A 12,712-nucleotide genomic window follows, 5' to 3' on the forward strand; every position below is an offset into this window, starting at 1 on the left:
CGGCGCGGTTACACGTCGAGGTTCTTGACTTCGGTGGCGTGGGTTTCGATGAAGTTGCGGCGCTGTTCGACGTCTTCGCCCATGAGGATCGAGAAGATCCGGTCGGCTTCGCGCATGTCGAGCTGGTACTGGGCGGGGTCGTCGGGCTCCTCGGAGACGGCCACGCGCTTCAGGACGCGGTGCTCCGGGTCCATGGTGGTGGACCAGAGCTCGTCGGCGTTCATTTCGCCCAGGCCCTTGAAGCGTTTAATCTCGATGCCGGTCGCTCCGTGATCGCGGATGGTTTTGTTGACCGCTGGCAGGCTGGGAATTTCGACCGTATCGCCCGAGGGCTTGCGCAGGGCGAAACGGGCGGGCAGCGGCTCGCCGGCGATGTTTTCCTGCAGCGTGCGGTAGTAATCGGCCATCGACAGTTTCCAGCCGTCGAGCTCCTTGAGGCTGGCCTCGAGGGCCAAGCTTTCGCTCAGGTCGACCCGCGCGAGCGCCGGGCTCGCCGCGCCGGCGGCCGCCTGGGCCTCGCGGTGTTCCTCGTCGAGCTCGACGTGGCCGAACCGCTCCTCGACCTCGCGGCAGAAGCGCGTGTACTGCTCCTCGTTGTAGAAGTAGTGATACTCGCCGTTGAGGCGGACCTGCATCTTGGGCAGCCCGTCCTGCGGGTCGTGATGTTTGGTGACGAACTCGCGGACGTCGAGGCCGCGCCGCCGCAGGACGGTCATCTGGGCCTCGATCCGGTCGATCAGGTCGATGACCTGGCGGAGCTGCTCGCCGCCGATCTCGGCCTGGACGCGGCTGGTGGGCACGTTGTCGTCGCCGAGTTCGCGGACGATCAGGGCGGTGTGCTCGAGCCCGAGTTGCGTGAGTTTTTCGTTCATGACCCGCTCGTTGAGGGCGTATTCGCTCTTGCCCTTGCGCGAGAGCTGGAAGAGCGGCGGCTGGGCCACGTAGACGCAGCCGTGCTCGATCAGCGGCCGCATGTGGCGGAACAGGAACGTCAGCAACAGCGTGCGGATGTGGCTGCCGTCGACGTCGGCGTCGGTCATGATGATGATCTTGCCGTAGCGCCGTTTGGAAATGTCGAAATCCTCCTGCCCGATGCCGGTGCCTAGGGCCGAGATGATGGTGCGGATTTCGTTGTGCGTCAGCATCTTGTCGACGCGGACCTTCTCGACGTTGAGGATCTTGCCCCGCAGCGGCAGGATGGCCTGGGTCTTCGAGTTGCGCCCCTGTTTGGCGTTGCCGCCGGCCGAATCGCCCTCGACCAGGTACAGCTCGGTGCTCTCCATGTCTCGCGACGAGCAGTCCCACAGCTTGCCGGGCAGGTTGCCGCTTTCGAGCACGCTCTTGCGGGCCAGCTCGCGGGCCTTGCGGGCCGCTTCGCGGGCCTGGGCGGCCTGGGCGGCTTTGGTGACCACCTTCCTGGCGTCGGTCGGGTGCTCCTCGAGCCACTGGGTGAGCATCTCGTTGACCGTCTGCTCGACAAAGGTGCCGACCTCGGGGTTCATCAGGCGCACCTTGGTCTGGGCCTCGAACTGCGGCTCGGGCACTTTCACCGAGATCACCGCGGTCAGGCCCTCGCGCAGGTCCTCGCCGGTCGGCGTGACGTTGCCCTTGAGCAGGCCCTGCTTGCGGGCGTAGAAGTTCATGCTGCGGGTCAGCGCCGCCCGGAAACCCGAGAGGTGCGTCCCGCCGTCGATGTTGTGGATGTTGTTGGCGAAGGCCAGGGCGATCTCGTTGTAGCTGTCGTTGTACTGCATCGCCACTTCGCAGAGCAGGCCCTGCTCCGGGTCGTCCCGTTTGAACTGGATCACCGGGTGGACCGGCTCTTTGCCTTCGCTTAAGTGCTGGACGAAGGCGACCAGGCCGTCCTGGTAGAAGAACTCCTCCTCCTTCTCGACCCGGTCGTCGATGAACTTGATCTTCACGCCCTCGTTGAGGTACGCCAGCTCGCGCAAGCGCGACGAGAGGGTCTCGTAGCGGAAGTTCACGTCGGGAAAGATCTGGGAGTCCGGCTTGAAGGTCACCTTGGTGCCGGTGCGGTTGGTCTTACCGATCTCCTGGAGCGGCGAGACCGCGTGGCCGCGTTCGAACCGCATCGTGTGGATTTTCTCGTTGAGGTAGATTTCGACCTGCAGCCACTCCGAGAGGGCGTTGACGACGCTCACGCCGACCCCGTGGAGGCCGCCGGAAACCTTGTAGGTGTGGCGGTCGAACTTGCCGCCGGCGTGCAGCATGGTCATCACGACCTCGACGGCCGGCTTGCCCTCGGTCTCGTGGATGTCGACCGGAATGCCGCGGCCGTTGTCGCGCACCGCGATCGAACCGTCGGGATGAACGCGGACGATGATCGTGTCGCAGTAGCCGGCCATCGCCTCGTCGATGGCGTTGTCAACCACCTCGTTGACCAGGTGGTGCAGACCGGAGACGCCGGTGTCGCCGATGTACATCGCCGGCCGCATCCGCACCGCGGCCAGGCCCTCAAGCACTCTGATACTCTTCGCGTCGTATTTATGCGCTTCCTGCGATGGCATTGCACGTTCCATTCGTTCGATCTACCAGGGATTACTGCTTGGGCAGCGTCTGGAGGGTGCATTTGATCTCATGAATGCCCCTGCCGAACCGGGTGCGAAGCTCGTCGAGCACGGCCGAGCGGTAGATCTGGTCGATCTCGAACTTCGCCGCGGGCGTCGCTACCGAAACCGTAATTATAGCACCTTTGAGGGCGGATGGGAAGGAAAGATCGGCCAGTTCGGTCCCGACGATTTCGGGCCAGGCCGCTTGGATGGCTTTGAGTTTGGGGCTGTTGGACTGGGCCAAAGCCTTGGCCACACCGGCGACCAACTCGCCGATGGGGCGATAGTTGGCCCGCCAGCGGCCGTTCCGGGCGATCCACTCCAGTTGTCGATCGCTGGGCATTGCCTCCTCCAGCCTCCTACCCCTGTTTATCGTCAGGACGTGGTCACGGGCATGAGCACGTAGAGGAAATCGGGGCCGGCCTTCAACAGGGCCGGCGTGGTCGAGCTCTTGAACTCCAGTACGATCTCATCCTGGCCGATCACCCGCAGCGGATCGGTCAGGTATTCCGGGTTGAACGCGATGGTCACCGGTTCGCCTTCGCCTTCGACCGGCAGCTCGACGACCGCCTCGCCCTGCTCGGGCACCTTGGCCTCAATCGTCATCAGCTTCGGCTCGACGGTCATCTTGATGCTGTGCGATTCCTTGGAGGTCATCAAAGCCGCCCGCCGCACCGCCGAAAGGAGCCGGTTGCGCTCGACCTTGACCTTGGTCGTGTTGTCGCGAGGGATGACCGCTTCGTAGTTCGGAAACCGCCCTTCGACCAGATTCGAGATCAGCAGCGTCTGCGGCGTCGAGAAGGCGACCTGATTTTCGGTGACCGTGACCTCCAGCGGGACGTCCGGATCGGGGCCGAGACGCTCGATCATCGCGACGGCCTTGCCGGGAATGATGCAGGCGATCTCGCTTTCCGCTTTGGCCGGCAGGATGCCGGCGGCCCGGGCCAGACGCCGGCCGTCGGTTCCGACCATCACGATCTTGTTCTCCTTGACCTCCATGTGCAGGCCGTTGATCGCGTAGCGGCTGGTCTCCTTGGCCGCGGCGTAGATCGTTTCCTGGGAGATGGTGGTCATCAGGCCCGCGGTGGCTGAGAAGGTCTGCCCGTCGCCTCGCGGAGCGACCGGAGGATATTCATCGGGATCGAAAGTGTACAGGCGGAACTTGGCTCCGGGCGCCGTGACGGCCAGGTGCTCCTCTTCGAGGCTGAGGGTGACGGTCTGCTCCTCGATCTGATGGACGATGGCCGAAAGCTTGGCGGCTGGAGCGACGGTCTGGCCGTGTTCCTCGACCTCGACCTCCTTGATGTGGCACTTGAGGCCCAGTTCCAGGTCCGTGGCCAGAAGGGTCAAGCCGTCGTCATCGGTCTGCAATCGAAGACACTGGAGGATCGGCCGCGTGGTTCGCGTACTGACCACGGTGGCAAGCAGAGACAGTGCGTCGGCCAGCGCATTACGATTACAGATCACCTTCATCTTGTACGCCCTTTCACCTCGAGAAGCGGACGGAGCGGCCCGCCCGCACGGTTGATGTTGGATTCATTCTAATAAGAAACGAATCCATTACAAGTCTTAACTGTCTCTCTTAGGGTCTGTGAGTTTCGCGGTTTTTGACGCCGATCGCCCGTAACCCACTGAAACGACAGCGGCTGGAGCAGCGGCGATTCTCACAGATCCGGTTGTGCGGCGTCGTGAGCAACCTGTCGGCAACCTCGCTGGTCTGTTAACAACCGGATTGCCTGTGAGAAACGAACGGTTATCAACAGCCGGCTGACAGGGCTGTTGGCAATCATGTGAGATAATTGGCCCTGCCGGTCAGGGCGCGGGTGATGTCTTCGACCGTGGCGCGGAGCGAAGGGTCGTCGTCGATCTGCTTGCGGATCGTCTTGGTGGCGTGCAGGACGGTCGAGTGGTCGCGGCCGCCGAAGTAGCCGCCGATCTCCTCGAGCGAACGGCGGGTGAGCTGCCGGGCCAAAAACATGCACACCTGCCGCGGCAGCGCCAGCGTCTTGTTGCGCCGCTTGGACTGAAGCTCGGTGACCTTGACGTTGAAATGCGAAGTCACCGCCTCGACGATCTGCTCGATCGCAAGCTCCTTGGCCCCGTTGCGCCGGCCGGGGATCACCTGCTGGGCCATGTCCATGCTGATCCGGCCGTCGCCGAGCATCGCCAGGCCCTGGAGCTTGGTGATGGCGCCCTCGAGCTCGCGAGTGTTCGACTCGATCGACCGGGCCAGAAAGCTGACCACCTCTTCGGGGATCGCGACGCCCTTGATCCTGGCCTTCTTGCGGATGATGGCCATGCGGGTCTCGTAGCACGGCCGGTCGATACCGGCGACCAGTCCCCAACTGAACCGGCTGATCAACCGTTCGGTCAACGTCTCGATCTCGTTCGGCGGCCGGTCGGACGAGAGGATGATCTGCTTCTGGGCCTGGTAAAGGCTGTTGAACGTGTGGAAAAACTCCTCCTGCGAGGAGTCCTTGTTGGCCAGGTACTGCACGTCGTCGATGGCGAGGATGTCGACGTTGCGGTAGCGGTGGCGGAATTCCTGCACGACGCCGAGTTCGACCGCCTCGATGAAGTGATTGATGAACGTTTCGCAGGAAATATAAAGCAGATTGACGTCCGGCTGCTTGCCCTTGACCTCATGGCAGACGGCTTGGAGCAGGTGCGATTTGCCGAGGCCGACGTTGCCGTAGAGGAACAGCGGGTTGTAGCGCTTGCCCGGTTCGCGGGCGACCGCGACGCTGGCGGCGTGGGCCAGCTTGTTGCAGGGCCCGGTGACGAAGTTCTCGAACGTGTACTCCTCGTTGAGGCTGAGCTGTTCGATTGCCCCGAAACCGTAACGATCCTCGGGCATTGACGCGGGCGGGCTGAACGTCACCGCCATGAGGCGGCCGGTGACCGACTGGGCGGCCTGGACGAACGCCTCGGTGCAGTGGTTCTGGAGGTAGACGTACTGGGTCGGCGTGATTGGGGAGATGGCGATGTGGCCGCGGTCGAAGTCGCTGATCCGCAGTTGCGAGAACCATCCGCGAACCAGGTCGCTGTTATTGAGGCGCAGGAAGGCCAGCATTTCCTGCCAGGACCGTTCGAGATTCACTTTCGTATCGTGTTCTTTGCTCTGGTCAATCCGGGTCATCGCCCACACAGCCCGCAGCCGATATTGTTGATTCCGGAAAACGCTTGTGAGTTGACAATACCTGGACCCCCCCGCCAGGGGTCCGGACAAGGCACGACCAAATCACAGGCCATAATCGTATCACCTGCGAAGCGACAGTCAAGAGGCGGCCTCCAAGTGCGAGGCCCGGATGCCGGGACGGCCGTGCCTATAATAGCCTTGACAGGGCCGGCGGCTCTGCGGTAGTCTCGTTACGTTAAGCGTTTGCGTCAGCACGACTTGCCCAATCATCCGGGATGCGGCGCAGGGAACCATTTGCGGCAGGGAACGCACAGACCATGCGAACAGGCAAAAGACCGGCGGCGATGGCGATCATTCTGGCACTCGTGGGCCTCTGGGGCGGGATCGGCACCGCCCAGACCGCGGATGACGCGGGGCCGTTGGCCGAACTGCAGAAGAAGAACGCCGAACTGACCGAGCAGGACCGCGAGGCGATCAGCGGCTTCCTGGACGATGCATTGGCCGCCCTGAGCACGGAATTGCTGCGGAAGGTGGACCAGGACTATCCACTGGCCACCAAGCAGGCCGAGGTCGCGCGGCTGGTCGATCGGGTTGTCAAGTCGGCTGAAGGCACGGAGGCGTATCGGGCAGCCTACCTGTCGCTGCTGGCCGAACGAGTGCTTGCCCGCCTGGGCAACCAGGACGTGCAGGTCTCCACCAACCATATGCTGATCCTGCTGGAGCTGGCCGACCCGGCGTTGGCCGAGGCGTGGCTCAAGACCCTGGGAACCGCAGAGCCCGCGGTTAACTATCTGGCCCTCAAGGGCTTACAGGCGGTGCGGGAGAAACTGCCGGCCGAACGGGTGGCCGCGATCGCCCCTGAACTGGTCAGTTTCGCCAAGAAGAACCCCGATGAACTGGTGCTCGGGGAAGTCTACCGGTTCCTCGCCCAGACCGGTAACCCAGCGGCGGTCGGCGGCCTTCTGGAGCTGCTGAATCTGCGGGCGGAGGCATATCAGCACGAGACGCCGGTGGTTCTGGGCACGGATCGCCAGCTCCTCGAGTCGGTCCGGTCGGTATGGTCGGCGGTTCCGGCGGAGCAGCACGGAGCGGTGGTGGCCGCGACGGCCCGCATCCTGGCCACGGCGGTGGAACAGGACCTTCGACTGCCGGTTACGCCGGCCACGGAGCGGATTCGCGGCACGCTGGAACTGATCGTCTACTCGGCTGAAGGGCTGTTGGGGCAGATCACCCAGCAGCATCAGGACCGGCCGGTGCTAAGGGCTTTGGCCGTCCGCAACGTCTCGGCGACCCGCGGCGCCCTGGCGGGATGGGTGGGCGACGGCGAGACCCAGGGCGTTTTGAACAAAGCTCCTTATAATCTCGAGCCGCTGACGGCCGAAAAGAACAGTGGTGGCGGCAATGCCGAGACGCAACCCGGCGCGGCCTCCTGACACGGGCAACTCACTGGTGCATCAGTATTTATTGTATAACTTCAGTTGTCGCTAGAGGAGAAACCCATGGCGGACAAGAGGATCGATCTACCCGCGGACCAGATGCCGCGCCAATGGTACAACCTGGCCGCGGACCTTCCCAGCCCGATGCAGCCGCCGATCACCCCGGACGGCAAGCCGCTCTCGCCTGAGATGCTGGCTCCGGTGTTCCCGATGAACATCATCGAGCAGGAGGTGAGCACGCAGCGGTGGATCGATATTCCCGAGGAGGTGCTGGGTCTTCTGACGCGATGGCATCCCACGCCGCTGCGACGGGCGGTGCACCTGGAGGAGTATCTGGGTACGCCGGCGCGGATCTACTACAAGGATGAGAGCGTCAGCCCGCCGGGCAGTCACAAGCCGAACACCGCGGTCGCCCAGGCGTGGTACAACAAGCAGTTCGGGATCGAGCGGCTGACCACCGAGACGGGGGCGGGCCAGTGGGGCAGCGCCTTGGCGTTCGCCTGTTCGCTGGTCGGCTTGGAGTGCAAGGTCTTCATGGTGCGGATCAGTTTCGACCAGAAGCCGTTCCGCAAGATCATGATGCAGACGTGGGGGGCCAAGTGCGTGGCCAGCCCGAGCAGCGAGACGAACTTCGGCCGCAAGATTCTCCAACAGATGCCCGACACGCCGGGCAGCCTGGGGATCGCGATCAGCGAGGCGATCGAAGCCGCGGTCACCGACCCGACGGGCAAAACCCGCTACTCGCTGGGCAGCGTGCTGAACCACGTGATGCTGCACCAGACGATCATCGGCCTGGAGGCCAAGAAGCAGCTCAAACTGGCCGGCGAGGCCAAGCCGGACGTGGTCATCGGCTGCGCGGGCGGCGGCAGCAATTTCGCGGGCATCTCGTTCCCGTTCACCGCGGACAAGATCAACGGCGCGGACATCGAGATCTACCCGTGCGAGCCGAAGGCGTGCCCGACCATGACCCGGGGCGAGTTCGTCTACGACCACGGCGACACCGCGTGCATGACCCCGCTGCTGGCGATGCACTCGCTGGGTCACGCGTTCGTGCCGCCGGCGATCCACGCGGGCGGCCTGCGCTATCACGGCATGGCCCCGCTGGTCTGCCAGGCGATCGTGGAAGGGCTCATGACGCCGCGGGCGTTCGACCAGTTGAGCTCGTACGAGGCGGCCCTGACCTGGGCGAGGACCGAAGGCACGATCTGCGCCCCGGAGACGAGCCACGCCATCGCCTGCGCGATCGAGGAGGCCAAAAAGGCCAAGGAAGAAGGCAAGGCCAAGGTGATCCTGTTCAACTACAGCGGCCACGGCCTGATGGACCTTTCGGGTTACGACGCGTACATGTCGGGCAAGCTGACCGACTACGTGCTTCCCGAAGAGGACCTGCGCCAGTCGCTGAAGGTGGTGGAGAACCTGCCCAAGCCGGCGAAGGTCAAGACGGGAAAGTGGTAACGGCGGGCGCCGACCGATCAGGCCCGTATTTTTGTCAGGACGATCATCGTGAAACAGACCGTTTGGGGCGGAGTGCTGGCGTGGTTGTGGATAGGCTTCGCGCCGCTGCTGTGCGGCGGGTGCGGCGGCCCGGTTCTGGACAACTTCCTCGCCCCGCTGAACACGTCGTCCGGCGGGCAGGTGTCGATCTCGCTGGTCAACGACACGCCGTACCGGGCGATCTTCTACCTGGGCGGCTACAACCCGCTGGACCCGACGTGGGACGGTTACGGGACGCTGGCCCCGTCGGGCACGTGGGTGCAGAAGCTGGTGTTGGAGGCCAACGAGACGCAGGACGGTCCGATGCCGTGTTTCCGGCGGATCGAGCTGGGCGGGCTGTCGCTGCGCCAGGCGGTGGAACTGGCCCGGCCGGAGGGCGTGAGCGACGAGGAGATCGCCGATACGGACCTCTGGCAGGGTGTGGGGTTCTCGGATCTTCCGGAGGACGATCCGGACCCGGAGCAGCCGACGGTGGGCGTCGCCGATCCCGCGCGGTTCCTGCTGGGCCCCGATTTCTCGTGCGGCGACGAGGTGATCGTTCGCCTGGCTTTGGTGGCGGGAACGACCAACCAGTTCACGATCACGATCGAGCACCCGGCCGAGGAAGAGTAGCGGCGGGGTGCGGATGATCGGTGAAGGGGGATCTGCCTATTCGGCGGCCGGGGCGTCCTGCGTGGCGGGCCTTCCCGCCCGGACGTTTTCCTTCTGCTTCTCGAGCAGCGGCTTGCAGATGGAACACTCGATGTGCGGTGGGTCGTCAGCCTGAGCGGCCCTGTCGGACGGGTATTCCTTAATCAGCTCTTTGGGCACGTTTTTGAGTACCGGACAGCCGGCGGCGTGATACCGCGTGGGGCTCTGGATGTTGATGTAGACGGGCACCTGGGGTTCGGCGGGCGTGGGGGTCGCGGTCACCGTGACGACTTGGCCTTCGTTCTGGGAATCGGCCGATCCGGAGCCCGCCCAGAGGATCAGGCCGCCGATCAGACCGACCAGCAGGACCAGGGGCGCGATCACCCTGCTCCACGAGCGCTTCGGCTTCGACGCGGTGCCCAGCGACGCCGAACCGGAGAAGATCATCGAACCCCACCAGCGCTCCGCCAGGCGGGCCTGGGCCAGATTGCCGGCGATGTTGCGGAGGCCCACGCCCATCTCCGCGGCGTCCTGATACCGCTCGTGGGGATTCTTGGCCATCGCCCGCTGGATGATCCGCACCACCGACTCGGGAATGTCTTTGCGGATCTTGCGCGGATCGCCCACCGGCGTGTTGACGTGCTGGAGCATGATCTCGCGCTTGGTCTTGCCCTTGTAGGGCACCTCGCCGGTCAGGGAGAAATAGAGCACCGCGCCGAGCGAATAAACGTCGCTTTGCGGGATGGCGGTCTGGCCTTTGCACTGTTCGGGCGACATCCAGTAGGGCGTGCCGACGGCCTTGGAAGGCAGTTCGAATTCCTTCTCGCCGCTGGTGATCTGGGCGAGTCCGAAGTCGGCGACCTTGATCCGGCCGTCCTTGGTGAGCATCAGGTTGCTCGGCTTGATGTCGCGGTGGACGATGCCGAGCTTGTGGGCGGCGGAGAGGGCGTCGGCGGCCTGGGCGATCAACTCGCAGGCGATTTCGGCGTGCAGGCGCTTCTTGTGCTTGACCACCAGGTCGAGCAGCGTGCCGCCCTGAACGAGCTCCATCGCGATGAAGTACCAGCCCTTGTCCTGCCCGATCTCGAAGACGGTGACGCTGTTGGGGTGCGAGAGCCGGGCGGCCGAACGCGCCTCCTGGACGAACTGCTCGAGCCGGTAGGTCCGCTTCTGGTCGCGGATGAACTGGCGGGCGAGGATCTTAAGGGCGACGTCGCGCCGCAGGTCCGGGTCGTGGGCGCAGAACACCACGCCCATCGCGCCCTTGCCGAGAAAGTCGGTGATCTGGAACCGGCCGAGGTTGTGGCCGACCCAGCTTCGATCGTCATTCAGGGAGATGCTGGTGGAGGAGAGATCCTGTGAGCCGTGGTTCGGGCCGGAACCTTCGCCGGAAAGGCCGGAGGCGCTGCCGGCGGTGGCTCCCGTGCCCAGGTCGGTGGTGTCGCCGGTACCCGCCTCGTCGGACGGCTGGGCGAACCAGACGTTCCCGCAATCCCGGCAGCGGACCTTCTTGCCCAAAAACCGATTGGCGATGCGGTATTTCTTTCCGCAGCTCGGGCAGGTTGAAATAAACGTATCCTGCGGGGCCGATGCCATGCCCTACACCCCGTCGTCCGGCTTCGGGTCTTTGAGGAACTGAAAATAGTTAAACGGCATATCTATCATATTCTAGGCGGTATTACTACAAAAAACCGCTTCAAAATCACTCGCCTTCGGGGCGGCCCTGGCCGCGAAGTTTCTGGCGAATCCTCTGATCGACGAGGGGCGGCACCAGCGAAGAGACGTCGCCGCCCATGGTGGCGACTTGCTTGATAAGGGTGCTTGAAGTCAAGGCGTACTGATCGCCCGTTAACAGAAAGAGCGTCTCGACTCCCCCGGCCAGGCGATTGGTATTGGCCTGCTGGAGTTCATATCTTAGATCGACCGTATCGCGGATGCCCTTTACGATCACGCCGCCGCCGATGCTCCGGACGAAGTCGATGGTCAGTCCCTCGTAGGCCCGCACCTCGACGTTCGGAATGTCGCGGACCAGCTCGCGGATCAGTTCGACCCGTTCGGATTTGCTGAACAGTTCAGCCTTCTCGGGATTGGTGCCGACGGCGACGATGAGCTTGCTGAAGATGGCGGCGCCGCGCCGGATGATGTCCAGATGCCCGTCGGTGACGGGATCGAAGACCCCGGAAAAGACGGCGGTCAGCGGTTTGCCGGCGGTCTGGTCGGACATGGCGCTTCCTCAACAAATGTACGCTGCAAGACCCTGACGGTTCGATGCGCCCGGACCGGAGCGGATGATGGGGCTGCTCTGCGTCCCGGACTACGAATTCGAAACGCCCACTCTACCGATCTGCCGCGGGGTAATCAAGCCCACGAGTTGGTCGTTGTCGATCACCGCGATGCAGGCCAGGTCCTGGGCGGTCATGGCCTCCAGGACCGAAGCCAGGCTGTCGATCGGGGAACAGAAGACCACGTTGCGGTCCAGAAGCTGGGCGGCCAGCGGTTCGGGAGTCTGCGACCGGTCGAGGCTCCGCAGGCGGTCATAGCTGATCAGGCCCAACAGCGTGTGGTCGTCGTAGACGGGCAGAACGTCCTGCCCGGCCTGGATCATCAAATTGCGCAGGACCGAAGCGGGCTGGTCGGCCCGGGCCCGGACGAAATTGGTCAGCATGACGCGGAACGCCGGGACGTTGGCCAGAACGGCTTTGAAACCGGCGGCGCGGCTCTCAGCCTGGGCGCCGAAGTACACGAACACGGCGATGATCATCAGAACAAACCGGGACGACAGGACGGCCAGGACGAACAGGATAATGGCGATGACCTGGCCGACGCGGGTGGCCAGACGCGTGGCCTTCTCGAAGCCGATCCGGCTCCAGAGCCCCGCCCGCAGCAGCCGCCCGCCGTCGAGCGGGAAGGCGGGCACGAGATTGAAACCGCCCAGAAACAGGTTGAGCGTCGCCAGGAGCAGCAGGATCGGAGCGGCTTCGTGGTGGTCGAGGGCCAGGCTGAAGATCTGCGGGCCGTGGAGCACGTAGGCTAGGCCCGCCAGCCCGCCGGCCAGGCCGAAGCTGACCGCCGGCCCGGCCAGGGCGATCAGGAACTCAGCCCCGGGCGAATGCGGCAGGCTTCGCATCGCGGCCATGCCGCCGATGGGCAACAGGGTGATCGACTCGACGACCACGCCGTAGCGCCGGGCCATGAGGCAGTGGCCCAGCTCGTGCAGCAGGATACAGAGGAAGACCACGCCGACCAAGCCCACGCCGATCAGGGAATCGAGAAAGCTCTCGCCCCGCCACAGCCAGGCCCCCGCCGCCAGAAGCAGCAGGAACGTGGCATGGACGCGGATCGGAATACCGAAAAGTGTTGCAACGCGTACGGACCAATTCATAATGATGGCTCCACCGGTATTCTAGCGGGCTTGGCCGGTGGATCAACAGACGTTCGACCGT

General features: G+C 64.2%; 10 protein-coding genes. 3 read left to right on the forward strand and 7 right to left on the reverse strand.

Translation table 11 applies throughout. The features are described from left to right. Nucleotides 1–8: 8 nt before the first annotated feature. The 4 genes from gyrB to dnaA form a co-directional block, all read right to left on the reverse strand. Nucleotides 9–2,528, reverse strand: coding sequence for a DNA topoisomerase (ATP-hydrolyzing) subunit B (gene gyrB / locus GXY33_04935; GenBank protein NLX04472.1), 2,520 nt, complete (start codon nucleotides 2,526–2,528; stop codon nucleotides 9–11). Between the two features lie 31 nt (nucleotides 2,529–2,559). Continuing rightward, nucleotides 2,560–2,913 (reverse strand): DUF721 domain-containing protein, encoded by a 354-nt coding sequence (locus GXY33_04940; protein NLX04473.1) that lies wholly within the window; start codon nucleotides 2,911–2,913, stop codon nucleotides 2,560–2,562. A gap of 32 nt (nucleotides 2,914–2,945) precedes the next feature. Continuing rightward, nucleotides 2,946–4,043 (reverse strand): DNA polymerase III subunit beta, encoded by a 1,098-nt coding sequence (gene dnaN / locus GXY33_04945; protein ID NLX04474.1) that lies wholly within the window; start codon nucleotides 4,041–4,043, stop codon nucleotides 2,946–2,948. 313 nt (nucleotides 4,044–4,356) lie between these two features. After that, the gene (gene dnaA, locus GXY33_04950; protein NLX04475.1) at nucleotides 4,357–5,670 is read right to left on the reverse strand and encodes a chromosomal replication initiator protein DnaA; all 1,314 of its coding nucleotides are present in this window, start codon (nucleotides 5,668–5,670) and stop codon (nucleotides 4,357–4,359) included. Nucleotides 5,671–6,026: 356 nt separating this feature from the next. Here dnaA and GXY33_04955 point away from each other — a divergent pair, with 356 nt between their 5' ends. From GXY33_04955 to GXY33_04965, 3 genes are all read left to right on the forward strand, one after another. Continuing rightward, entirely contained in the window at nucleotides 6,027–7,142 is a 1,116-nt protein-coding gene (locus GXY33_04955) for a hypothetical protein (GenBank protein NLX04476.1), read from the forward strand. 66 nt (nucleotides 7,143–7,208) lie between these two features. After that, nucleotides 7,209–8,600 (forward strand): TrpB-like pyridoxal phosphate-dependent enzyme, encoded by a 1,392-nt coding sequence (locus tag GXY33_04960; protein ID NLX04477.1) that lies wholly within the window; start codon nucleotides 7,209–7,211, stop codon nucleotides 8,598–8,600. A 48-nt stretch (nucleotides 8,601–8,648) separates the two neighbouring features. Next, nucleotides 8,649–9,251, forward strand: coding sequence for a hypothetical protein (locus GXY33_04965; protein ID NLX04478.1), 603 nt, complete (start codon nucleotides 8,649–8,651; stop codon nucleotides 9,249–9,251). Between the two features lie 36 nt (nucleotides 9,252–9,287). On the opposite strand, the gene GXY33_04970 is transcribed toward GXY33_04965, so the two are convergent. The 3 genes from GXY33_04970 to GXY33_04980 form a co-directional block, all read right to left on the reverse strand. Beyond that, complete coding sequence (locus GXY33_04970; GenBank protein NLX04479.1) at nucleotides 9,288–10,865, reverse strand: protein kinase; 1,578 nt, start codon at nucleotides 10,863–10,865, stop codon at nucleotides 9,288–9,290. A 106-nt stretch (nucleotides 10,866–10,971) separates the two neighbouring features. Then, nucleotides 10,972–11,466 (reverse strand): pantetheine-phosphate adenylyltransferase, encoded by a 495-nt coding sequence (gene coaD / locus GXY33_04975; GenBank protein NLX04480.1) that lies wholly within the window; start codon nucleotides 11,464–11,466, stop codon nucleotides 10,972–10,974. A gap of 117 nt (nucleotides 11,467–11,583) precedes the next feature. Beyond that, nucleotides 11,584–12,651, reverse strand: a complete 1,068-nt coding sequence (locus GXY33_04980; protein NLX04481.1) for a CBS domain-containing protein — start codon at nucleotides 12,649–12,651, stop codon at nucleotides 11,584–11,586. Nucleotides 12,652–12,712 lie beyond the last annotated feature (61 nt).

Source organism: Phycisphaerae bacterium (assembly GCA_012729815.1).
GTDB lineage: Bacteria > Planctomycetota > Phycisphaerae > JAAYCJ01 > JAAYCJ01 > JAAYCJ01.

What these genes read in the sequence shown, in the direction of transcription:
- gyrB (NLX04472.1), bottom strand. Translation starts at nt 2,528, where the DNA reads ATGCCATCGCAGGAAGCGCATAAATACGACGCGAAGAGTATCAGAGTG.
- GXY33_04940 (NLX04473.1), bottom strand. Translation starts at nt 2,913, where the DNA reads ATGCCCAGCGATCGACAACTGGAGTGGATCGCCCGGAACGGCCGCTGG.
- dnaN (NLX04474.1), bottom strand. Translation starts at nt 4,043, where the DNA reads ATGAAGGTGATCTGTAATCGTAATGCGCTGGCCGACGCACTGTCTCTG.
- GXY33_04955 (NLX04476.1), top strand. Translation starts at nt 6,027, where the DNA reads ATGCGAACAGGCAAAAGACCGGCGGCGATGGCGATCATTCTGGCACTC.
- GXY33_04960 (NLX04477.1), top strand. Translation starts at nt 7,209, where the DNA reads ATGGCGGACAAGAGGATCGATCTACCCGCGGACCAGATGCCGCGCCAA.
- GXY33_04970 (NLX04479.1), bottom strand. Translation starts at nt 10,865, where the DNA reads ATGGCATCGGCCCCGCAGGATACGTTTATTTCAACCTGCCCGAGCTGC.
- GXY33_04980 (NLX04481.1), bottom strand. Translation starts at nt 12,651, where the DNA reads ATGAATTGGTCCGTACGCGTTGCAACACTTTTCGGTATTCCGATCCGC.